At 69.7% G+C, this 21671-nt stretch carries 16 protein-coding genes and 2 pseudogenes; 6 read left to right on the top strand and 12 right to left on the bottom strand.

All coding sequences use genetic code 11. From position 1 onward, the window contains the following. Positions 1 to 16: 16 nt before the first annotated feature. The 7 genes from PKO50_RS13495 to PKO50_RS13465 form a co-directional block, all read right to left on the bottom strand. Positions 17 to 1564 (bottom strand): histidine ammonia-lyase, encoded by a 1548-nt coding sequence (locus PKO50_RS13495; protein WP_109936996.1) that lies wholly within the window; start codon positions 1562 to 1564, stop codon positions 17 to 19. 91 nt (positions 1565 to 1655) lie between these two features. Then, a complete protein-coding gene (locus tag PKO50_RS13490) occupies positions 1656 to 2432 on the bottom strand; it encodes an ATP-binding cassette domain-containing protein (protein WP_109936995.1) in 777 nt (258 codons plus the stop codon). A gap of 5 nt (positions 2433 to 2437) precedes the next feature. After that, complete coding sequence (locus tag PKO50_RS13485) at positions 2438 to 3175, bottom strand: ABC transporter permease subunit (protein WP_177412124.1); 738 nt, start codon at positions 3173 to 3175, stop codon at positions 2438 to 2440. Between the two features lie 18 nt (positions 3176 to 3193). After that, positions 3194 to 3898, bottom strand: coding sequence for an ABC transporter permease subunit (locus PKO50_RS13480; protein WP_275629988.1), 705 nt, complete (start codon positions 3896 to 3898; stop codon positions 3194 to 3196). An 87-nt stretch (positions 3899 to 3985) separates the two neighbouring features. Next, a complete protein-coding gene (locus PKO50_RS13475) occupies positions 3986 to 4840 on the bottom strand; it encodes a transporter substrate-binding domain-containing protein (RefSeq protein WP_275629987.1) in 855 nt (284 codons plus the stop codon). A 102-nt stretch (positions 4841 to 4942) separates the two neighbouring features. Continuing rightward, positions 4943 to 6091, bottom strand: a complete 1149-nt coding sequence (locus PKO50_RS13470; protein ID WP_275629986.1) for a 2Fe-2S iron-sulfur cluster-binding protein — start codon at positions 6089 to 6091, stop codon at positions 4943 to 4945. Continuing rightward, a complete protein-coding gene (locus tag PKO50_RS13465) occupies positions 6084 to 7148 on the bottom strand; it encodes an aromatic ring-hydroxylating dioxygenase subunit alpha (RefSeq protein ID WP_109936992.1) in 1065 nt (354 codons plus the stop codon). The genes PKO50_RS13470 and PKO50_RS13465 overlap by 8 nt, the downstream gene beginning before the upstream one ends. Positions 7149 to 7318: 170 nt before the next feature. On the opposite strand from PKO50_RS13465, the gene PKO50_RS13460 reads away from it, so the two are divergent. Further along, positions 7319 to 8254 carry a LysR substrate-binding domain-containing protein gene (locus PKO50_RS13460; RefSeq protein WP_109936991.1) on the top strand — a complete coding sequence of 312 codons (936 nt, stop codon included), beginning with the start codon at positions 7319 to 7321 and terminating at the stop codon, positions 8252 to 8254. A 361-nt stretch (positions 8255 to 8615) separates the two neighbouring features. Here PKO50_RS13460 and PKO50_RS13455 read toward each other — a convergent pair whose 3' ends face one another. The 3 genes and pseudogenes from PKO50_RS13455 to PKO50_RS13445 all read right to left on the bottom strand — a co-directional run. Then, a complete protein-coding gene (locus tag PKO50_RS13455) occupies positions 8616 to 9224 on the bottom strand; it encodes a DUF4157 domain-containing protein (RefSeq protein ID WP_275629985.1) in 609 nt (202 codons plus the stop codon). A gap of 454 nt (positions 9225 to 9678) precedes the next feature. Further along, the gene (locus tag PKO50_RS13450) at positions 9679 to 10326 is read right to left on the bottom strand and encodes a response regulator transcription factor (protein WP_109936989.1); all 648 of its coding nucleotides are present in this window, start codon (positions 10324 to 10326) and stop codon (positions 9679 to 9681) included. Positions 10327 to 10366: 40 nt separating this feature from the next. Next, positions 10367 to 12597, bottom strand: a pseudogene (locus PKO50_RS13445) (PAS domain S-box protein); the annotation flags it as partial. A 165-nt stretch (positions 12598 to 12762) separates the two neighbouring features. Between PKO50_RS13445 and PKO50_RS13440 the strand changes: the two are divergent. The 3 genes from PKO50_RS13440 (at position 12763) to PKO50_RS13430 (ending at position 17259) form a co-directional block, all read left to right on the top strand. Continuing rightward, positions 12763 to 14385, top strand: a complete 1623-nt coding sequence (locus PKO50_RS13440) for an acyl-CoA synthetase (RefSeq protein WP_275629984.1) — start codon at positions 12763 to 12765, stop codon at positions 14383 to 14385. Positions 14386 to 14442: 57 nt separating this feature from the next. Beyond that, the gene (locus PKO50_RS13435; protein WP_275629983.1) at positions 14443 to 16209 is read left to right on the top strand and encodes an acyl-CoA dehydrogenase C-terminal domain-containing protein; all 1767 of its coding nucleotides are present in this window, start codon (positions 14443 to 14445) and stop codon (positions 16207 to 16209) included. A gap of 417 nt (positions 16210 to 16626) precedes the next feature. Then, complete coding sequence (locus PKO50_RS13430; RefSeq protein ID WP_275629982.1) at positions 16627 to 17259, top strand: class I SAM-dependent methyltransferase; 633 nt, start codon at positions 16627 to 16629, stop codon at positions 17257 to 17259. On the opposite strand, the pseudogene PKO50_RS13425 reads toward PKO50_RS13430, so the two are convergent. Both PKO50_RS13425 and PKO50_RS13420 read right to left on the bottom strand, forming a co-directional pair. After that, positions 17256 to 18286, bottom strand: a pseudogene (locus tag PKO50_RS13425) (ABC transporter substrate-binding protein). The gene PKO50_RS13430 and the pseudogene PKO50_RS13425 overlap by 4 nt on opposite strands. Positions 18287 to 18368: 82 nt before the next feature. Further along, positions 18369 to 19142, bottom strand: coding sequence for a class II aldolase/adducin family protein (locus tag PKO50_RS13420; protein ID WP_089391322.1), 774 nt, complete (start codon positions 19140 to 19142; stop codon positions 18369 to 18371). A 166-nt stretch (positions 19143 to 19308) separates the two neighbouring features. Here PKO50_RS13420 and PKO50_RS13415 point away from each other — a divergent pair, with 166 nt between their 5' ends. Together PKO50_RS13415 and PKO50_RS13410 are read left to right on the top strand one after the other, a co-directional pair. Beyond that, the gene (locus PKO50_RS13415; protein WP_109936983.1) at positions 19309 to 20703 is read left to right on the top strand and encodes a PLP-dependent aminotransferase family protein; all 1395 of its coding nucleotides are present in this window, start codon (positions 19309 to 19311) and stop codon (positions 20701 to 20703) included. A gap of 131 nt (positions 20704 to 20834) precedes the next feature. Beyond that, positions 20835 to 21536 carry a YebC/PmpR family DNA-binding transcriptional regulator gene (locus PKO50_RS13410; RefSeq protein WP_275629981.1) on the top strand — a complete coding sequence of 234 codons (702 nt, stop codon included), beginning with the start codon at positions 20835 to 20837 and terminating at the stop codon, positions 21534 to 21536. Positions 21537 to 21671: the final 135 nt, after the last annotated feature.

Below are 21671 nucleotides of genomic sequence, written 5' to 3'. Positions count from 1 at the left end.
GGCCGGCGCTACGGGTTCAATGGCGGGAAAGGACGCGTTCGACGCAGGCCAGCAGCTCGCCCGAGCGCAGCTGCTCGGTGACCGCGACCATGTCGGGGTAGAAGGCGCGGTCCTGCTCGACGCTCGGCACCCGGCTGCGCACCAGGTCGTAGAGCGCGCGGGTGGCGCTGGAGGCCTTGCCCACGTCGTGGAACTCCAGGGCCTGGCAGCCGACCATGACCTCGATCGCCAGCACCGACTCCAGCTTGCGCGACACCTGGTAGGCCTTGACCGCGGCGTTGTAGGCGAAGCTCACCGGGTCCTCCTGGTTGCCGCAGGTGGAGACGCTGTCCACCGTGGCTGGCTGCGAGAGCACCTTCATCTCGCCGAGCAGCCCCGCGGCGGTGTACTGCACGATCATGTAGCCGCTGTTCAGCCCCGGGTTGCGCACCAGGAAGGCCGGCATCTCGCTGAAGTGCGAGTTGACCATGCGGTCGGTGCGCCGCTCGGAAATCTTCGCCAGGTTGGTCATGGCGTTGCACAGGGTGTCGGCGGCGATGCCGATGTAGCTGCCGTCGAAGTTGGCCCCGGAAATGGCCAGGCCGTCGTCGTCGCCGCTCGGGCAGATCACCGGGTTGTCGCCGGAGGAGCGGATTTCCGCGTCGAGGCAGGCCTGGGCGCTGGCGATGAAATGCCGCGAGGCGCCGTGCACCTGGGGTATCGCGCGCAGGCTGTAGACATCCTGGAGACGGTAGTCGATGTTCTCCTGCGCCAGTCGGCTGTCGCCCAGCAGGCGCAGCAGCCTGCGCGCGGTCGCGGCCTGCTCGGCATGCGCCTTGACCGCGTGGTAGCGCGCATCGAAGGCCCGCACGGTGCCCCTGAGCGCCTCCAGCGACAGCGCCGCGGCGACGTCCGCCACCTCGGCCGCCTGGTTGGCGTTGTACTGCGCCAGGGCGGCGATGGCGGTGACCGAGGTGGTGCCGTTGAGCATCGCCAGGCCCTCCTTGCATTGCAGCGCCAGCGGCTGCATGCCGACCTGGCGCAGCGCGCTGGCACCGTCCACCCAGTCGCCGCCGGCGACGCTGGCGCGGCCTTCGCCGAGCAGCACCAGGGCCAGGTGGCCCTCCGGGCCGAGGTAGCCCACCGAGCCCTCGCCGGGCGCGAACGGCAGCACGTCGTGGTTGAGCAGGCCGGCGATCTGCTCCAGCAGCACCATGCGCACGCCGGAATAGCCCTTGCCGAGGCTGACCAGGATCATCAGCTGGATGGCCCGGACCTGCTCGCGGTTCAGCGGCTCGCCCACCGACACCGCGTGGGAGCGGACGATGTTCACCTGCAGCGTGGCGGCGTCTTCCGGCGAGATGACGTGGCGCACGTTGTCGCCGAAGCCGGTGGTCACGCCGTAGACCAGGCGGTTCTCGGCGAGGAAGCGCTCGATCAGCCGCCGCGAGCGCGACACGCGCTCGCGGTAGGCGTCGGAGAAGCTGACCTTGGCCGAGTAGCGGGCCACCGCGATGAACTCGTCGAGGGAGGGCGCGGCGTCGTCGAGGACCACCTGGGAAATCGTTCGGGGATGTACACGCATGGCTGGGTTCCTTCTGTTCGATGGCTTTTTCGGGGCGTGGCAAACCCGTCCCGTCACGGGACAGGCGAAGAAAACGAGGGGTGGCGGTGGCTCAGGCCTGGCTGAGGATGAACCGGCTGAAGCGCTCCGAACGCTGTTCGCCGAACATCTCCTGGGGCGTGCCCTGGGCCTCGATCAGGCCCTGGTTCATGAACACCACGCGGTTGGAGACATTGCGCGCGAAGCCCATCTCATGGGTCACCACCAACATGGTGCGGCCCTCCTCGGCCAGGGCCCGCATGACCTTGAGCACCTCGCCGACCAGCTCCGGGTCGAGCGCCGAGGTCGGCTCGTCGAAGAGGATCACCCGCGGGTGCATGGCCAGGGTCCGGGCGATGGCCACCCGCTGCTGCTGGCCGCCGGAGAGGAAGGCCGGGTAGTGGTTGCGCTTGTCGGCCATGCCGACCTTTTCCAGCAACTGCTCGGCCTCGGCCACGCACTCGTTGCGCGGGCGCTTCTGCACGTGCAGCGGGCCTTCGATGACGTTCTGCAGCACTGTCAGGTGCGACCACAGGCCGAAGCTCTGGAACACCATGCCCAGCTCCGGGCGGATACGGTCGACCTGGCGGCGGTCGGCCGGCACCCGCAGCCCGCCGCGGCCGGGCTTGAACGCCAGTTGCTCGCCGGCCACGCCGATCTCGCCGGCATCCGGGGTTTCCAGCAGGTTGATGCAGCGCAGGAAGGTGCTCTTGCCCGAGCCGCTGGAGCCGAGGATGGAAATCACGTCGCCCTGGTAGGCGTCCAGGGAAATGCCCTTGAGCACCTCGAGGTCGCCGAACGACTTGCGGATGTGCCGTACCCGCAGCACCGGATGGTTGCCTGTATGCATGCCAATTACCCCCTGGGCGCGCTGAGCGCGAATGGTTTCGTGAGGCGCCGCGTGGCGGCCGGCGGACGCGGTGCCAGCCTGCGTTCGAGCAGCCCCAGCGCGCGCACGATGATGAAGTTCAACAGCAGGTAGATGAGCGCCGCGCAGAGGAACACCTCCAGGGTGCGGTAGGTCTCGGCGATGATCCGCTGGGCCACCCCGGACACCTCGTAGACGGTGACCAGGCTGGCCAGCGAGGTGGCCTTCATCATCAGGATGATTTCCGTGGAATAGGCCGGCAGGCAGCTGCGCAGCGCCTGCGGGACGATGATCCGGCGCGCCAGCAGCCAGCCGGACATGCCCGCCGCGCGCCCGGCCTCGATCTGCGCCGGCGGCACCGCCAGCAGGCCGCCGCGGAAGATCTCCGCCATGTAGCCGGCGGTGCACAGCGCCAGGGCCAGCACGGCGCAGCTCATCGGCTCGCGCAGCAGCGGCCAGAGCACGCTGTGGCGCAGCGCCGGGAACTGGCTGAGGCCGTAGTAGAGCAGGAACATCTGGATCAGCAGCGGCGAGCCGCGGAACAGGAAGATGTAGCCGCGCGCCAGGTGCCGCAACGGCGCGAACGGGCAGACGCGCGCCCAGACCACCAGCAGCGCCAGCAGCGTGCCCAGGCTCACCGCGGCGGCGAACAGCAGCAGCGTGGTGGGCAGCGCCCGCAGCAGTTGCAGCAGGGTGCTGCAGAGAAAGTCGATATCGATCGGCATGGGGTTTTCTCCTGGCGCTCAGCCGCGCCGGAAACTGCGGCCGACGTGCGACTCGGCGCGCGCGAAGACCAGGTTGGAACAGCCGGTGAGCACCAGGTAGAGCACGCAGCCGCTGACGAAGAACAGCACGAACTGGCCGCTGGAAGCCGCCGCCACGCGGCTGGCGCGCATCAGCTCGACCAGCCCGGTGACCGAGATCAGCGCCGAGTCCTTCAGGCTGATCTGCCATACCCCGCCAATGCCCGGCAGGGCGAAGCGCAGGATCTGCGGCATGATGATCCGCCGCAGGCGCAGCAGGGTCGGCATGCCGATGGCCTTGGCCGCCTCCAGCTCGCAACGCGAAACGGCCTGGAAGGCCCCGCGGTAGACCTCGGCCTGGTAGGCGCCGGAGACCACGCCGACCGCCAGCGCGCCGACCAGGAAAGCCGGCGGGGCGATGAAGCCGTCGGCGCCGAACAGCTTGCCGACGCTGCCCGCCAGGGCCGAGCCGCCATAGAAGAACAGGTAGATCACCAGCAGCTCGGGCACCCCGCGGAACACCGTGGTGTAGCTGTCGCCGAGCAGGCGCAGGCAGCGGCTTTCGTGCAGCTTGGCCGCCACCACCAGGGCGCCGAGCACGGCGCCGATGAGCAATGCCGCCAGTGTCACCAGGACCGTCATGAGCGCGGCGGTGAGCAGTACCCTGCCCCACCCGGCCGCGCCGAAACCCAGTAGATCGATCACGCGTTCACCCCTCGATGAGCCGGTTGGAAAACCGGCCGGAACAGCTCCGGCCGCCTGCGCCGCCCCGCACCCGTGCGGGGCGGGCGCTCACTGGGAAGGTGGCGTGAGGTCGTGGCGGAACCACTTGCGGCTCAGCCGGCCGATGGTGCCGTCGGCGATCATCGAGGCGATGGCCTTGTCCAGCCGCGCCTTGAGCTCGGGCTCGCCCTTGCGGATGCCCAGCGCCTCGCCCTCGCCCCAGATCGGCCCGTTGATCGCCGGCCCCACCAGCACCACGCCGAAGCCCTCGGCGCTGGCCATCTCGCCGGCGAGGAAGCCGAGGTCGTCGAAGATCACGTCGACCCGGCCGCCCTTCAGGTCCATCAGGGTTTCCGGCGGCGTCTTGTACTCGCGGACGCTGGCCACGTCATCGAACTGGTCATGGATGAACCGGGTGTACACGGTGCCGGCGACCATGCCGATCTGCTTGCCCTTGAGCTTCTCGCGCAGTTGCGCCACCGCCGGGGCGTCCTTCTCCCGATCGCCGCTGAGAATCAGGCTGCCGTGGCCGAGGTCGAGGCCGCTGGAGTCCAGGGCGACGAAGGTCGCCGGCGCCTTGGTGTAGGGGCGCGAGAAATCGATGACCTGGCGCCGCGCCGGGCTGATCGCCAGGGCATCCATCACCACGTCGAACTTGCCGGCCTGCAGGCCGGGGATCAGGCCGTCCCAGTCCTGCGCGACCAGGGTGCAGCGCACCTGCATGCGCTCGCAGAGCACCTTGGCCATCTCCGGCTCGAAGCCGTCGAAGCTGCCGTCCGGCAAGGTCTTGTTCCAGGGTTCGTAGACCCCTTCGGTGGCGATCTGCAGGCTGTCCCGGTCCTTCGCCGGGGCGAAGGGGGCATAGCTGCAGCACAGGGTCAACAACGAGCAAAGGGCGAACGAAAAGGTCTTCTTGTTATGCATTTTTCTTCTCCGATGCGAAACACGCGAGGCAAGGCTGATCAGGACAATGGCGTGGCGGCGATAGGCACTTCCTCCTTCAGGATCGATCGACGGTGGCCGGCATCAGGCGCCGCGCGCCGCCGTGGGTTGGGCGTCGTCCAGCGCCAACACCAGCGCCGAGGTCGGCCGAGCGCAGCACAGCAGCACCTGGCCCGGCGGGGGCTCGCTCAAGGGCGCCTCGGGGTACTCGACCGTGCCGCTGAGCAGCGGCGTCTGGCAGGCGTTGCAGAGCCCGGCGCGGCAGCTGAAGGGCGGCGCCAGCCCGGCCTTTTCCGCCAGCTCCAGCAACGAGCGGCAGCCCTCGTCCCAGGCCAGCGCCGGGGCTTGCGGGTGGAAGCGCACGCTCGGCGCGGCGCCGTCCTGCCCGGCCGCTTGCGCCGGCGGCGGCGACACCTCCGCGGCGGGTGGGCTTTCGTCCTCGTCCAGGATGGTCGCCGGGCCGAAGAACTCGTAGCGGATGCGCGAGCGCTCGATCCCCAGGCCGCACAACAGCCGCCAGTTGGCCTGCATGAAAGCGCGCGGGCCGCACAGGTAGACGTCGTAGTCGTCCAGCGGCAGCAAGGCCTGGAGCGTCTCGCGGCTGACCAGCCCGCTGCTGTGGCAGCGGCCCTGCGCCAGGTCCTCGGCGCTCGGCGTGCGGTAGCAGAAGTGCAGGCGGATGCCCGCCCGCCGCGCCGCCAGCGCCAGCACCTCGTCGCGCAAGGCATGCACGGCGCCATTCTCGCAGGCATGAACGAAGTACACCGGGCGCGAGGAACGGCTGGCCAGGCGGTGCAGCATGCTGACCATCGGCGTCAGGCCGACGCCGCCGCTGAACAGCAGCACCGGCCGCGGGCTGTCCTCGTCTAGGACGAAGTCGCCGGACGGCCCGGCGACCTCCAGTTGCCCGCCGACCTCCACGCGCTCGTGGAGGAAACTCGAGCCCTGCCCCGCCGGCGCCTCGGGCAGGTGCGCCGGCGCCGTCTCGTGCTTCACCGAGATGCGCAGCCCGGCGCCGTCGTCCGGGTCGCCGGACAGGCTGTAGGCCCGCAGCAGCGGCGCGGCCCCGTCGCGGGGAATGCGCAGCACCACGAACTGCCCGGGGCGGTAGCGAAGCGGCGCCCCGGCCCCCAGCGGCTGCAACAGGAAGGAGGTGATGGAGGCGCTTTCGCGCACCTTCCCGGCCACCCGGAAGTGCGCGAAGCCCTTGGCGGCGGGAAGGGATTCAAGCATGGCTGGTGGCTCCAGCGGCCAGGCGCAGGCCGTTGCCGGCTTCCTGCTCGGCGCGGATCAGCTGCTCCATGCCGCGGCGGAAGCGCAGCGGCCCGGCATCGATGGCCAGGTCGATGTTCGGCGTCTGGCGTGCCTGCATGCCCGCATGCACCGCGGTGAGCACCACGCGGTCCTCCTCGAAGGCGCCACGCACGTCGGCGGCGAACTGCCGCGAGACGCTCTCGCTGTCGGCATCGAAGTTGCGCAGCTGGAACCAGTAGTAGCGGGTATGCGACTCGTCCACCGGGGTCATGAAGTTGTACGAGTCCATCAGGAACGCCTGCGGGTGCACCGGCGCGCCCTCGCCACCGGTGCCGGCCGGGGTCAGCACGCCCTTGATGATGGCGTGCGCCGGGTAGCGCACCTCGTAGTACTGCAGGCGGTCGCAGCGGCCGGAGAACTTCAGGTACTTGGTGTAGAACGGCGCCACTTCGACATCGTGCAGCCAGCGCGAGACCACCACCCCGTCCGGGTTGACGCGGGTCTGCAGCGGCCGCGACTCGCAGGCAGCGTTGCCGAAGCTGCTCTGGTGCACCCAGGCCACGTGGGACGGGTCGAGCAGGTTGTCGGTCATGTACAGGTAGTTGCACTGGATGGTCATCGAGTCGCCACGGTTCAGGCCCCAGGCCGGGTCGTCCCACTCGGGGATCTCCAGCAGCTTCGCCGGGTCGGCCTGGTCGGCGTCGCCCATCCATACCCAGACCAGGCCGTAGCGCTCATGCACCGGGTAGCTGCGCACCCGGGCAGCCGAGGGGATGTGCGAGACGCAGGCGGCCTTCACGCAGGCGCCGGAGCAGTCGAAGGTAAGGCCGTGGTAGCCGCACTCCACCGTGTCGCCCTGCAGCCGGCCCATGGACAGCGGCAGCTTGCGGTGCGGGCAGGCATCTTCCAGGGCGACCACCGCGCCATCGGCCTTGCGGTAGAGAACCAGGGCTTCACCCAGCAGCGTGGTGGCGTGCAGGGCCTGCTGCACTTCGCTGTCCCAGGCGGCGACATACCAGGCGTTTCTCAAGAACATGGCGCGTAGCTCCTCTTGTTGTCATGGCGAAGCCGCGCTGAGCTGGCCGGGCTTCTTGAGACAGAGCGTAGGAGCGCAGGAAACAAAAGAATAGATAGGGTTTTCTGTTGTGTTCTATAGTTTTTCTAAACTATAAAAGCCTTCGTTCCCGGCCACGGATTCACCCCGCCATGAACCACCTTCCCCCCTTGCGCGCCCTGCAGGTCTTCGAGGCCGTCGGCCTGTGCGGCGGCATTTCCCAGGCGGCCAAGCGCCTGGGCATCTCGGCCGGCGCGGTCAGCCAGCAGATGAAGATCCTCGAAGAAGCCGTGGGCCAGAGCCTGACCCTCAAGGAAGGCCAGCGCCTGCGCCTGAACGCCGCCGGGCAGCGCTTCCACGAAGGCTGCAGCCAGGCCTTCGAACGCCTGCGCGCGGCCACCGCGGAACTGGAGCGGGCGAAGAACGCCAACAGCCTCTACGTCAGCGCCCTGCCCTCGCTGCTGTCCAAGTGGCTGGCGCCGCTGGTGGCCGGCTGGCAGGGCCAGTACCCGGAACTGAGCCTGTACCTGGACGGCACCCACACCGAACCGTCCCAGGCCGACGCCAACGGCATCGACTTCCGCATCAGCTACGGCGAAGGCATCCAGAACAACCCGCACACCGTCGAGCTGTTCCGCGACTGCGTGGTCCCGGCCTGCAGCCCCGCGCTGATCGCGGCGCCACTGGCCGGGAAAGCCGCCGCCGAGCTGCTGGAATACCCGCTGCTGACCATCGACTGGCGCCCCAAGTTCGACTCGCCGCCATCCTGGCAGGAGTGGTTCGCCAGCAACGCCGTGCCGGGCGCGCACATCGCCAACAGCCGCATCTTCTCGCTGTCGGCCATGGCCATCGACGCGGCCATCGAAGGCCAGGGCGTGGTCCTGGCGCAGTACTCGATGATCGCCAACGACCTCGCCGGCGGCCGCCTGGTCATCCCCTGCCGCAGCGCCCTGCCGCTACCCTCGGCGTACTACCTGAGCTGGAACCAGGACAGCTTCCAGCGCCCCCATTGCCGGGCCTTCCAGCGCTGGCTGATGGCCCGCGGGCGCGACCAGCAGCGGGCCTGCGACAGCCTGCTGGGGCTGTAGGTGCATGGGAACGCCGGGGTGTGAAGGGCGTAGGACTCTATCCGCCCTACGCCAAGCCCTCCCATACCGTAGGGCGAATAACCGTTCGCGGTTATCCGCCGCTGGCCGTGTCACCGGGATGTCCGGGGTGGCCGGTGAATCCAATCGCGGACGGAGTCCTACGCGGGCCGAGCCATTCCATTCCCCTGTAGGAGCGGGCCCTGCCCGCGAATCGCGCGCAGGGCGCGCTCCTACAGGAGGGACAGCGGTGGCGGGGTAGGACTCTGTCCGCGATCATGGCGGATAACGCCGTCGTAGGATGGGTTGACACGAAGCGATACCCATCACCACCGCCGCCATGCCTCCCGGCGACCCGTGGGACCTATTCGCTACGCGCCGCGGTGCTGTGCAGCGTGCGGGAAACCTGGTTCTGGATGGCGTAGGCCGGGTCTTCCAGGGTGTTGAAGTTGCGCACGTACTGGCGGGCGAAGCCGTCCACGCCCAGTTCGCGGTACTGCTGCACGTGCTTGAGCTCGTGGGCCCAGAGAGCCAGGTCGTGCAGGGCGTCGTCCTCGTTGCGGAACACCACCACGTCGATCAGGGTCACGGCGACCACGTCCTGGTTCTGCAGCATGGCGCTGGCGGCGTCGATGTCCTGGCCCTGGCCGACGCGGTAGCGCACCGCCTGCAGCAGGTCGTCCGGGTACCAGGCCTGCAGTTGCACGCGCAGGTCCAGGGGCAGCGGCTGCACGCCGGCGGCCACCATGCGGTCGCGGGACTGGGTGAGCCACTGCGCCAGGGCCGGCGCGGCGACGTTGCGCGCGTCCTCCTGGAGCACGCCGAACACCCCGTCGGGGTCGGCGACGCAGATGCAGCCGCCCAGGCAGACCTCCGATTGCCCGGCCGGGCAGGCATACAGGGCCGCGCTGGCACTGAGGCCGGCGGCAAGGACCAGTGAAAGCAGCGGGCGCGACGGGCGGGACTTCGACAAGCGGGGCTCCTGGGGTTCGGGCAGGCGGGCGAGTATACCCGCCTTGCTTCAGACAACGGCGGCGGGGGTTAGCTCCCCGGGGATGCCTCGGTGGTCAGCGGCGTTTCACGTAGGGCGCATAACGCCTATGGCGTTATCCGCCGTTTGGCCTTGGCTTCCGGCGGCGCCAGGGTTGACCTTGGCGCTGGCTATGGCCCCGGTGTATCGGCGGATAACCGCGAACGGTTATCCGCCCTACGGCTTCAGGGAGGCACGGTCGTAGGAGCGGACTCCGTCCGCGATATGTCGATCCCGGGCAGCACAATCGCGGATAAATCCGCTCCTACGCTGCCCCGCTCGCGCCATTCCCCTGTAGGAGCGCGCCCTGCGCGCGAATCGCGGGCAGGGCCCGCTCCTACAGGTTGACGCCGAACGGCCCCCTCTGCCTCTGGGAGAGGGCTGGGGTGAGGGTGCTCTAGGCCTCCTCCGGCCGCAACCGCAGCGGGTCCACCAGCCCGGCGGCGATGGCCATGCCCACCAGGTCGGCGAGGGTCTGCGCCTGCATGCGCTTCATCACCCGGGCGCGGTACAGGTCCACGGTCTTCACGCTGATGTCCAGCTGCTCGGCGACCTCGCGGTTGGTGTAGCCGCGCACCAGCGGCAGCAGCACGTCGCGCTCGCGCGGGGTGAGCGCGGCGAGGCGTTCGTCCAGCTCGCCCAGGCCGGCCCGCGAGGCGTGCTGGCGGGCGCGGGACTGCAGGGCCTGCTGCACGCTGTCGAGCAGCAGCTGCTCGTTGTAGGGCTTCTCGATGAAGTCCAGCGCGCCGGCCTTGAAGGCGCGGATGACGATGGGCACGTCGGCGTGGCCGCTGACGAAGATCACCGGCAGCTCCAGGCCGCGCCGGCGCATTTCCTCCTGCACGCTCAGCCCGCCCAGGCCGGGCATGCGCACGTCCAGCAGCACGCAGCCGTGGGCGTCCGCCGGGCAGGCGTCGAGGAAATCGCGGCCGCTGGTGAAGGGCAGCGCCTTCAGGCCCACCGACTCGAACAACCAGACGGTGGACTCGAGCATGCCCGGGTCGTCGTCCACCACGTACACCACCGCCTCTTGCGGCACTTCCATCCCCTGCTCCTTCCGTTCCCCGTTCATCCCCGCCCCCTTCGCCGGCCGCCGGCAGCCGGCACTCCAGGCGCAGGCCGTCGGCCACCGGACGCGCGTCCAGGGTGCCGCCGAAGCCCTCGACCATGCCGCGGCTCATCGACAGCCCCAGGCCCAGGCCGTCCGGCTTGCTGCTGTAGAAGGGCGTGAACATGCGCTCCAGGGTCTGCTCGTCGGCCCCCGGGCCGTTGTCCTCCACCCACACGCACAGCCGCCCGTCCGCCTCCAGCGCCGAACCGATGGCGATGGCCGAAGGCGCGCCGGCGTGGCGCTCGCGGTTGGCCTCGATGGCGTTGCGCAGCAGGTTCAGCAGCACCTGCTGCAGCAACACCCGGTCGGCGTAGACCGGCGGCAGATTCTCCGCCAGCGCCTGGGCGATGGCTACCCCGCCCTGCCCCGCTTCCCAGGCGCACAGGCCCAGGGACTCGCGCACCAGTTCGTTGACGTCCAGCGCCTGCAGGCGGCGCTGGCCCTTGCGCAGGAAGGCGCGCAGGCGGCGGATGACTTCCGAGGCGTGGTTGGCGTGCTCGGTGATGCGCGCCAGGCCCTGGGCCACGCGCTGCGCCGCCTCCGGGTTGCTGCCCAGGGCCGCCAGGTAGCGCTGGCTGGCGCCGGCGTAGTTGACCACCGCGGCCAGCGGCTGGTTGATCTCGTGGGCGATGCCCGAGGCCAGCTCGCCGAGGGTGACCAGGCGCGCGCTGTGGGCCAGTTCGTCCTGGTGGCGACGCTGCTGGTTTTCGCGCAGTTCGCGCTCGGTCATGTCGCGGGCCACCAGCGAGTAGTAGCGCTCGCCGCCGGCCGCGCGGTGGCCCAGCAGCACCAGCGACACCGGCACCGGCGCGCCGCCGCCCAGCGGCCGCAGCTGGCCTTCGGCGCGCCATACGCCCTGGCCGTCGGCAGCGTTCCAGCCCTCTGCCGCCAGGCGCCGCAGCAGGGCCTCGTCGAACAGCCCGTCGAGGCTCGCCGGCAGGCTTTCCTCGCCCAGCGCCAGCGCCTTGCGCGCCGCCGGGTTGGCATAGTTGGGGCGCCCGCCGGCGTCGACGAACAGCACCAGGTCGGCGTTGGCCTCCACCACCTCGGCCAGGCGCCGGCGGTTCTCCTCGGCGCGCACCCGCGCGGTGATGTCGCGGGATACGCTGACCACCTCCACCACCGCCCCGGTGTAGGTCTCGCGGATGGCGCGGCTGGCGGTCTCGAACCACAGGTAGTGGCCGTCGCGGTGGCGCAGGCGGTAGGTCAGGGTGGCGTAGCCGTCCTGCTCCAGGGCGTCGCGGGTATGCCGGGCCACGCGCTTGCGGTCATCCGGGTGCAGCAGCGGCAGCACCGACTGGCCGCGCATCTCCTCCGGCCAGTAGCCCAGCAGCGGCCAGGACGAGGGCGAGGCGTCGAGGATGACGCCGTCGAGAGTGCGCCGCGAGATCAGGTCGCTGGTGTTCTCGATGATCTGCCGGTACAGCCGCCGCGCCCGTGCCGCCTCGCGTTCGCCGGCGATCTGCGCGCTGGCCTCGCGGCCGCGCACCAGCACCTCGGCCTGGCCGGCGTCGGGGATGAAGCTCCAGAGGAAGTGCCGGCCGCCCTGCTCGCTGGGCGCGTCCTGCACCGCGCGGGCCTGGGCCAGGCAGCTGCGCAGCAGCTCGCGATGGTTGCTCGGCAGCAGTTCGCGCACGTCCTCCAGGCCCAGCTCGGCGGCCAGGCGACGCAGGGCCGGGTTGCCATCGAGCAGGTGCCCATCGCCATCCAGCAGCAACGCCGGCAGCGGCTCGGCGGCCAGCAGCGGCGCGCTGCGCCGAGCGCCCCGGCCAGCGCGAGCACTTCGCCGAGCAGCTCGCCGATCCAGCCCAGCCAGGGCGCGGCCGCCTCCGGCGCCGCCAGCAGCAACAGGCCGGGTTCGCCGCCCAGCGCCAGGTTCAGCGCCAGGCCGTGGCTCCAGCCGGCGCGGCGCAGGCGCCCGCCCAGCCAGCCGGGCAGCGCCAGCAGTTCGTCCAGGGGCATGTCGCGGCGCCCGGCGAAGGCGGCGTGCAGGGCCTCGTCGTTGGCCTGCAGCGGGTCGCCGGCGCCGGGTGGCAGGCGCTCGTCGCCCAGCGCCTCGTAGCTGCGCGAGCGCGGCCGCCAGGCCAGGTAAAGCGCACGCGCCAGGGGCGCGCGGGCACGGCACAGGGCGAGCAGCGCGTCGGCCTGGGCGGCCAGGGGCGCGGGCTCGCGGAGCAGGCGCACCAGGGTATTGAGTTCAGGCATGGAGGCGGTCCGGGTGCTTTTGTCTTTATCTAGTATTTATACCATAAGCATATGGTTGTACTTCCATAACAATCTCGGGATTGCTATAAATCGCCCCATCAGCCGCCCGACAAGCCTGCAGGCGGCCAAGAACAATGAGCTAACAATCAGCCACAGGGTATCTACATGTCGATCTTCGAACAGGGTCTCGCGCCTGCCCCGGTCAACCATACCGCGCTGACCCCGCTGAGTTTCATCGAACGCACCGCCAGCGTTTACCCCGACCGCACCGCCGTGATCCACGGCAGCCTGCGCCACACCTGGCGCGAAACCTACCAGCGCTGCCGGCGCCTGGCCTCGGCCCTGGCCTGGCGCGGCATCGGCCGCGGCGACACGGTCGCGGTGATGCTGCCCAACACCCCGCAGATGCTCGAGGCGCACTTCGCCATCCCGATGATCGGCGCGGTGCTCAACACCCTCAACGTGCGCCTGGACGCCGAGGCCATCGCCTTCATGCTGCAGCATGGCGAAGCCAAGGTTCTGATCACAGACCGTGAGTTCCACGAGGTGATCCGCGCCGCCCTGGGCATGCTCGACCACCCGCCGCTGGTGATCGACGTCGACGACCCGGAATACGGTGAGGGCGAGCCAGTCAGCAGCCTGGACTACGAGGCCCTGCTGGCCGAGGGCGACCCCGAGTACGCCTGGGCCTGGCCGCGGGACGAGTGGGACGCCATCTCGCTGAACTACACCTCCGGCACCACCGGCAACCCCAAGGGCGTGGTCTACCACCACCGCGGCGCCTACCTGAACTCGCTGGGCAACCAGATGACCTGGTCCATGGGCCAGCACCCGGTGTACCTGTGGACCCTGCCGATGTTCCACTGCAACGGCTGGTGCTACCCCTGGACGGTCACCGCGCTGGCCGGCACCCACGTGTGCCTGCGCCGGGTGGACCCGCAGAAGATCCTCACCCTCATCCGCGAGCACCGCGTCAGCCACCTGTGCGGCGCGCCCATCGTGCTCAACGCGCTGATCAACATGCCCGACTCGGCCAAGGCCGCCATCGACCACCCGGTGCACGCCATGGTCGCCGGCGCCGCGCCGCCGGCCAAGGTGATCGGCGCAGTGGAGGAGATGGGCATCCACGTCACCCACGTCTACGGCCTCACCGAGGTCTACGGCCCGGTCACCGTGTGCGCCTGGCACGAGGAGTGGGACGCGCTGCCGCTGGACGAGCGGGCGAAGATCAAGTCGCGCCAGGGCGTGCGCTACCCGACCCTGGAAGGGGTGATGGTCGCCGATCCCAAGACCCTGGAGCCGGTGCCGCGCGACGGCCAGAGCGTCGGCGAGATCTTCATGCGCGGCAACACCGTGATGAAGGGCTACCTGAAGAACCCCAGCGCCACCGAGGAAGCCTTCGCCGGCGGCTGGTTCCACACCGGCGACCTGGCCGTGTGGCACCCCGACGGCTACGTGGAGATCCGCGACCGGCTGAAGGACATCATCATCTCCGGCGGCGAGAACATCTCCACCATCGAGGTCGAGGGCGTGCTGTTCCGCCACCCGGCGGTGCTGGAGGCGGCCGTGGTGGCGCGCCCGGACGAGCGCTGGGGCGAGACGCCCTGCGCCTTCGTCACCCTCAAGACCGGCCATGCCGACACCACCGCCGAGCAGGTCATCGCCTTCTGCCGCGAACACCTGGCCGGCTTCAAGGTGCCCAGGACGGTGGTCTTCACCGAACTGCCGAAGACCTCCACCGGCAAGGTGCAGAAATTCGTCCTGCGCGACTGGGCCCACAAGCTCTGACGTCCCCTTCCCACTTGCGATAGCGCCCCGGCCTGGCCGGGGCGCCGAGGTACCCTCATGCCCGACTACAAGGCTCCGCTGCGCGACATGCGCTTCCTGCTCACCGACGTGTTCGACGCCCCGGCCCTGTGGCAGCGCCTGCCGGCCCTGGCCGAGCACGTCGACGCCGACACCGCCGAGGCCATCCTCGAAGAGGCGGCGAAGCTCACCGGCGGCCTGCTCGCCCCGCTCAACCGCAGCGGCGACGAACAGGGCGCGCAATGGCGGGACGGCGCGGTCAGCACCCCGGCCGGCTTCCGCGAGGCCTACGCCACCTATGCCGAGGGCGGCTGGGTGGGCCTGGCCGGCAACCCCGGGTACGGTGGCATGGGCATGCCGAAGATGCTCTCGGTGCAGTTCGAGGAAATGGTCTACGCGGCCAACGCCAGCTTCGCCCTCTACTCCACCCTCTCCGCCGGCGCCTGCCTGGCGCTGGACGCCCACGCGAGCGAGGGGCTGAAGCAGAAGTACCTGCCGGCCATGTACGAAGGCCGCTGGGCCGGCTCCATGTGCCTGACCGAGCCCCACGCCGGCACCGACCTCGGGCTGATCCGCACGAAAGCCGAGCCGCAGGCGGACGGCAGCTACGCCATCAGCGGCACCAAGATCTTCATCACCGGCGGCGAACAGGACCTGACCGAGAACATCATCCACCTGGTGCTGGCCAAGCTGCCCGACGCGCCGGCGGGCTCGCGGGGTATCTCGCTGTTCCTGGTGCCCAAGGTGCTGGTGGGCGACGACGGCGCCCTCGGCGCGCGCAACGCCGTGAGCTGCGGCTCCATCGAGCACAAGATGGGCATCAAGGCCTCGGCCACCTGCGTGATGAACTTCGACGGCGCCACCGGCTGGCTGGTGGGCGAGCCGAACAAGGGCCTGGCGGCGATGTTCACCATGATGAACTACGAGCGCCTGTCCATCGGCATCCAGGGCATCGGCTGCGCCGAGATGTCCTACCAGGCCGCCGTCGGCTATGCCCGCGAACGCCTGCAGAGCCGCGCGCCGACCGGCCCGCAGCAGAAGGACAAGGCCGCCGACGCAATCATCGTCCACCCCGACGTGCGGCGCATGTTGCTGACCATGAAGGCCCTGACCGAGGGTGGCCGCGCCTTCGCCACCTACCTCGGGCAGCAGCTGGACATCGCCAAGTACGGCGACGACGTAGAAGAACGCAGCCGCGCCGAAGGCCTGGTGGCGCTGCTCACCCCGGTGGCCAAGGCGTTCTTCACCGACACCGGGCTGGAAAGCTGCGTGCACGGCCAGCAGGTGTTCGGCGGCCACGGCTACATCCGCGAATGGGGCCAGGAACAGCTGGTGCGCGACGTGCGCATCGCGCAGATCTACGAAGGCACCAACGGCATCCAGGCCCTGGACCTGGTCGGGCGCAAGGTGCTGGCCAACGGCGGCGAGCTGCTGGCGCTGTTCGCCGGGGAAATCCGCGCCTTCGCCGAAGCTGCCCCGGACGATGAATTCAGCGCCCCGCTGGTGGACGCCCTGGGCCAGTTGGAAGCCCTGACCCGGCAACTGCAGGAGCGCGCAAGGCAAGACCCGCGCGAGCCGGGTGCTGCGGCGGTCGACTACCTGCACCTGTTCGGCTACACCGCCTACGCCTACATGTGGGCGCGCATGGCCCGTGCTGCCAGCGGCCAGGTCGATGACTTCCACCAGGCCAAGCTGGCCACGGCGCGTTTCTACTTCGCCCGCCTGCTGCCGCGCACCCAGTCCCTGGCCAGCGCGGTGCGCGCCGGCAGCGAAAGCCTCTACGCGCTGGAGGCCGGGCAGTTCTGATTCCCTGTTGAGCGTGTTGCGCGGCCAGCCCTTCGGGGGTGTGCCGCGCTTTTTTATTTCGTAGGAGCGAGCTTGTTCGCGAAGGGTGTTCTGTCGGTTGGGGGTGGTGCCTGTGCTGCAGAGCGCCCTCTCCCTAACCCTCTCCCTGAAGGGAGAGGGGACCGTTGGGCAGACGCTGATGTTCTGGAGTCAGCCGGACGTTGCGGCATCCGGTTGAAACCATCCTTGCAGCCGGCACGGACAAGCCCCTCTCCCTTCAGGGAGAGGGCTGGGGAGAGGGGACGGCGTTCATCCCAAACACCGCTGCTATCGGCTGGCACCGTTCGCGAGCAAGCTCGCTCCTACAAGTCCCCCTGCCCCCATTACCCCAAAAACCCGGCGTAGAATGACCTCCCCAGCGACCCACCGACGCCCGCCATGCCCCTAGACGACCAGACGCTGCGCGACATCTCCCGCCTCACTCTGCAGCACTACCAGGACAGCGCCGAGGCCTTCCGCGAAGGCACCCGCGACCACGACGTCAGCCAGAACATCGCCGCCCTGCTGCGGCATATCCATGGCGAGGCGCCTTTCGCCCTGCTCGACTTCGGCTGCGGCCCCGGCCGCGACCTGAACACCTTCAAGGCCCTGGGCCATGCGCCGGTGGGCCTGGACGGCTGCCCGAACTTCGTCGAGATGGCCCGCCAGGCCAGCGGTTGCGAGGTGTGGCTGCAGGACTTCCTGGCGCTGGACCTGCCGGCGGCGCGCTTCGATGGCATCTATGCCAATGCCAGCCTGTTCCACGTGCCGCGCCAGGAGCTGCCGCGGGTGCTGGGCGAGCTGCGCGCGGCGCTGAAGCCCGGCGGCGTGCTGTTCGCCTCGAACCCGCGCGGGGACAATGCCGAGGGCTGGAACGGCCCGCGCTACGGCGCCTACCACGATTGGGAACACTGGAAGCAGCTGCTCGAAGCAGCGGGCTTCGAGCAGTTGGAACACTACTACCGGCCCGCCGGGCTGCCGCGCGAGCAGCAGCCCTGGCTGGCCAGCGTCTGGCGCCGCGCCGAGCCCTAGTTGGCCTTGGCCGCCCAGGCGTTGAAGCGCAGCTCCAGCTCCTCGCCGTGGTCCACCCAGAAGGCGAAGTCCACCGGCACCGCCTGCTCCAGGTTGGCCGGCGCGGTGTTCAGGCGCTCCACCAGGGCCGGGTCGAGCAGCGCGGTGGTCTGCTTGTTGACCGAGCCGTAGCCCAGCTTCACGGTGTGGATCTTCTGCTGCTCGGGGCGCAGCGAGAAGGCGATGAAGTCCTCCGCCTCCTGCTTCTTCGGGCTGCCCTTGGGGATGGCCCAGGAGTCGATGGCGTAGAGGCTGCCGTTCCACACCACCTTCATCGGCGCGCCCTCCTCCTGGGCGGCGAACACCCGGCCGTTGTAGGCGGTGCTCATCACCACGTCGCCGCTGGCGAGGAACTGCATGGGCTGGGCGCCGGACTCCCACCACTGGATCGACGGCTTGATCTGGTCCAGCTTGCGGAAGGCGCGGTTCACACCCTCGGGGTGGACAGCACCTTGTAGATGTCCTGCTTGGGCACGCCGTCGGCCAGCAGGGCGATCTCCAGGGTGTACTTGGCGCCCTTGCGCAGCGCGCGCTTGCCGGGGAATTTCTGCGTGTCCCAGAAGTCCGCCCAGCCGGTGGGCGCGGTGCTCAGGCGTTTGGCGTCGTAGGCCATGGCCATGGACCACACCAGCAGGCCGGCGCCGCAATCGGACACCGTGCCCGGCACGTAGTCGGCAACGTTGCCCAGGCGCGCCGGGTCCAGTTGCTCGAACAGGCCTTCGTCGCAGCCGCGCAGCAGTTCCGGGCCCTCGACCTGGACCACGTCCCAGTTGACGCTGTGGGTGTCGACCATGGCCTTGATCTTGCCCATCTCGCCGTTGTACTCGCCAGCGATCACCTTGTTGCCGGTGGCCTTCTCGAAGGGCTTGTAGAAGGCTTCGGTCTGCACGTCCTTGCTGGTGCCGCCGAAGGAGATCACGCTCAGGTCGGCCGCCATGGCGCCGGACGCCAGGCCCATGAGCAGGGCCGCCGCTATCGGGTTCTTCATTTCCACCTCTTGGCTTTGTTGTTGGCAGATTTCAAGCACGCTAGGCGCCCGGCCTCTGCGGGCCGGGACGCACGCAAAGGGATCAGCTGCGGTAGTCGGCCTCGCCGTCGGCGATCAGGCGCAGGGCCGACTCCCAGGCCAGCAGGTGCAGGCCGCCGGCCAGGGCTTCTTCCTCCTGCACGGCCACGCGCTCGCGCACGGCCTCCGGCGGGTAGCGCAACTGGCGGCCGCCGGCCAGGGCCTGGACCTGGGCCTGGCAGGCGCGCTCGAGGAAATAGATCTGGTTGAAGGCCTCGGCGATGCAGCGCCCAGCGGCCAGCAGGCCGTGGTTGCGCAGGATCATCGCCATGTTCGAACCCAGGTCGCGGACCAGCCGCGAGCGCTCGTCCGGGTCCAGGGCGATGCCTTCGTACTCGTGGTAGCCCAGGCGGTTGTGGAACTTCAGCGCGTGCTGGCTGATCGGCAGCAGGCCGTCCTCCTGGGCCGACACGGCGATGCCGGCGGCGGTATGGGTGTGGATCACGCAGGCCACATCCGGGCGCGCGGCGTGCACCGCAGAGTGGATGTTGAAGCCGGCGCGGTTGACGCTGTTCGGGCCGAAGCGCGGGTCGATGACGTCGCCGGCGTGGTCGACCTTGACCAGGTCCGAGGCGCGCATCTCGTGGAACATCACGCCGTAGCGGTTGATCAGGTAGTGGCCCGGCTCGCCCGGCACGCGGGCGGAGATGTGCGTGTCGATGTGGTCGGTCCAGCGGAAGTGCGCAACCAGCCGGTACAGCGCGGCGAGGTCGCAGCGGGCCTGCCACTCTTCGGCGGAAATACTCGCGGGGTCGATGTTGTAAGCTGTGTCGCGCATGGCAAATCCTTGTTATCAGGCTCGCGCGGCGTAGGCGCCGCGTTCTGCCCAGGAGTGTGCGGCGCCCGCCGTGGCGCCGCCATGCACAGGGGCGATGGAGTGCCTGCAGTGCTGTTATGGTCGCGTGGCCTGTACAGTTTTCGTTTCCCCCCTACCGGACGCTTCGATGCTGTTGCTCGACCCCACTTGCGAAACGCCCCTGGTCACCCAGATCGTCGAAGGCATCGCCCAGGCCATCGACGAGCAGCGCCTGCGCCCCGGCGCCAAGCTGCCCTCCATCCGCAGGTTCGCCCAGAGCCACGGGGTGAGCCATTTCACCGTGGTCGAGGCCTACGACCGCCTGGTGGCGCGCGGCTGCCTGAACGCCGTGCCCAACGCCGGCTTCTACGTACGCGGCCCGGCCAGCGAGGACGCCGCCGAGGCGCCCGCGCCGGAGTTCGACTTCGACGCCCACCTGCTGCTGCACAAGGTGTTCCAGCCCCTGGGCATGGAGCTGCGCCCCGGCGTCGGCCTGCTGCCCGAGCACTGGCTGGACGCCGAGGGCCTGCTGCGCGGCCTGCGCACCCTGGCCCGGGAAGAGCCGCGGCAATTCGGCAACTACGGCCACAGCAAGGGCAACCCGCGCCTGCGCGGCAAGCTCGCCGACCGCCTGGCCGACGCCGGGGTGGCCGCCAGCCCCGAGCAGGTCCTGCTGACCAGCGGCGCCAGCCAGGCGCTGGACCTGGCGGTGCGCTACCTGGTGCAGCGCGGCGACCCGGTGCTGGTGGACGAGCCCGGCTACCACAACCTGTTCCTCAACCTGCGCCTGCAGGGCGCGCAACTGCTGGGCGTGCCGCGCAGCGCCGACGGCCTGGACCTGGAGCGCCTGGAACAGCTGGTGCGCGAGTACCGGCCCAAGGTCTACTTCACCCAGGCGCGGCTGCAGAGCCCCACCGGCGCCAGCCTGTCGCTGGCCGCCAGCCACCGCCTGCTGCAGCTGGCGGAGAAGTACGACTTCCTGATCGTCGAGAACGACATCTACGCCGACCTCGACCCCGCCGGCCAGCTGCTGCTGGCCAACCTCGACCAGCTGGCGCGGGTGATCTACATCGGCAGCCTGTCCAAGGTCATAGCCCCGGCGCTGCGGGTGGGCTTCATCGCCGCCCACCCGGAGCTGATCGAGGAACTGGTGCCGCTGAAGATGGTCGCCGGCCTGACCAGCTCGGAACTCACCGAGACCCTGGCCCTGGACATCCTCCTCCAGGGCCGCCAGCGCAAGCACGTGCGCCAGCTCCGCGAACAGCTCGGCGAGGCCCACGACAGCGTGGCCCGGCGCCTGGAGGCGGCCGGCCTGGAGCTGTTCCACGAACCGCGCGCCGGGCTGTTCCTCTGGGCCCGCCACCGCGCGGTGGCCGACGCCACCCTGCTGGCCGAACGGGCCAAGGAGGCGAAGATCCTGCTGTTCCCCGGCCAGCTGTTCATGCCCGATGGCCGTACCGTGCCCTGGTTGCGCTTCAACGTCGCCCATTCGCTGGACGCGCGGCTGTACGACTTCCTCGCCCGCCAGGACGGCTCTTCGTAGGGCCTGCCCGCGAATCGCGCGCAGGGCGCGCACCTACAAGGTGACTCATTCGCGTCGATCCGGCGGATATCGCCAGGCGCCGCGCCAGCGCTTAGACTTGCCGCCCATCACGAACCAGCCAAGAGAACACCATGGGCGCCCAGTGGAAAGCCAAACATAAGGAAGCCGCCGCCAACGCCAAGGGCCGCGTCTTCGGCAAACTGTCGAAGGAAATCATGATCGCCGCGCGCAATGGCGCCGATCCGGACATGAACCCGAAACTGCGCCTGGTGGTCGAGCAGGCCAAGAAGGCCTCGATGCCGCGCGACACCCTGGAGCGCGCCATCAAGAAAGGCGCCGGCCTGCTCGACGGCGGCGCCAGCTTCGAGCGCGTGGTCTACGAAGGCTTCGCCCCGCACCGCGTGCCGGTCATCGTCGAATGCCTGACCGACAACGTGAACCGCACCGTGGCGGAAATCCGCGTGCTGTTCCGCAAGGGCCAGCTGGGCGCCTCCGGCTCGGTGGCCTGGGACTTCGACTACCTGGGCCTGGTCGAAGCGACCCCGGCCAGCAGTGACGCCGACCCGGAACTGGCCGCCATCGAGGCCGGCGCCCAGGACTTCGAACCCGGCGAGGAAGACGGCGACACCCTGTTCCTCACCGACGCCACCGACCTGGACGCCGTCTGCCGCGCCCTGCCCGAACACGGTTTCAGCGTCGTCTCGGCCAGGCTCGGCTACAAGGCGAAGAACCCGGTGAGCCTGTCCGGCGCGGAACTGGAGGAAGTCGAAGCCTTCCTCGACGCCCTGGACGGCAACGACGACGTGCAGAACCTGTACGTCGGCCTGGCCTGACTCCACGCGCCGGGTCCCCAGGGGCGTAGGGCGTATAACCGTTCGCGGTTATACGCCGTTTCACCTTTTTCATCGCCAACGCCATGGCTGAGCCAGGCGCTCCCACCCAGAATGCCCAGGCTCGCCCCCAAGCGG

The organism is Pseudomonas sp. 273 (genome assembly GCF_029201425.1).
In the GTDB taxonomy this organism is placed as follows: domain Bacteria; phylum Pseudomonadota; class Gammaproteobacteria; order Pseudomonadales; family Pseudomonadaceae; genus Pseudomonas; species Pseudomonas delhiensis.
Note: the sequence above shows the minus strand (reverse complement) of the source record. Positions and strands in the feature narration are given on the sequence as shown.

What these genes read in the sequence shown, in the direction of transcription:
- PKO50_RS13495 (WP_109936996.1), bottom strand. Translation starts at nt 1,564, where the DNA reads ATGCGTGTACATCCCCGAACGATTTCCCAGGTGGTCCTCGACGACGCC.
- PKO50_RS13490 (WP_109936995.1), bottom strand. Translation starts at nt 2,432, where the DNA reads ATGCATACAGGCAACCATCCGGTGCTGCGGGTACGGCACATCCGCAAG.
- PKO50_RS13485 (WP_177412124.1), bottom strand. Translation starts at nt 3,175, where the DNA reads ATGCCGATCGATATCGACTTTCTCTGCAGCACCCTGCTGCAACTGCTG.
- PKO50_RS13475 (WP_275629987.1), bottom strand. Translation starts at nt 4,840, where the DNA reads ATGCATAACAAGAAGACCTTTTCGTTCGCCCTTTGCTCGTTGTTGACC.
- PKO50_RS13470 (WP_275629986.1), bottom strand. Translation starts at nt 6,091, where the DNA reads ATGCTTGAATCCCTTCCCGCCGCCAAGGGCTTCGCGCACTTCCGGGTG.
- PKO50_RS13465 (WP_109936992.1), bottom strand. Translation starts at nt 7,148, where the DNA reads ATGTTCTTGAGAAACGCCTGGTATGTCGCCGCCTGGGACAGCGAAGTG.
- PKO50_RS13460 (WP_109936991.1), top strand. Translation starts at nt 7,319, where the DNA reads ATGAACCACCTTCCCCCCTTGCGCGCCCTGCAGGTCTTCGAGGCCGTC.
- PKO50_RS13450 (WP_109936989.1), bottom strand. Translation starts at nt 10,326, where the DNA reads ATGGAAGTGCCGCAAGAGGCGGTGGTGTACGTGGTGGACGACGACCCG.
- PKO50_RS13440 (WP_275629984.1), top strand. Translation starts at nt 12,763, where the DNA reads ATGTCGATCTTCGAACAGGGTCTCGCGCCTGCCCCGGTCAACCATACC.
- PKO50_RS13435 (WP_275629983.1), top strand. Translation starts at nt 14,443, where the DNA reads ATGCCCGACTACAAGGCTCCGCTGCGCGACATGCGCTTCCTGCTCACC.
- PKO50_RS13430 (WP_275629982.1), top strand. Translation starts at nt 16,627, where the DNA reads ATGCCCCTAGACGACCAGACGCTGCGCGACATCTCCCGCCTCACTCTG.
- PKO50_RS13420 (WP_089391322.1), bottom strand. Translation starts at nt 19,142, where the DNA reads ATGCGCGACACAGCTTACAACATCGACCCCGCGAGTATTTCCGCCGAA.
- PKO50_RS13415 (WP_109936983.1), top strand. Translation starts at nt 19,309, where the DNA reads ATGCTGTTGCTCGACCCCACTTGCGAAACGCCCCTGGTCACCCAGATC.
- PKO50_RS13410 (WP_275629981.1), top strand. Translation starts at nt 20,835, where the DNA reads ATGGGCGCCCAGTGGAAAGCCAAACATAAGGAAGCCGCCGCCAACGCC.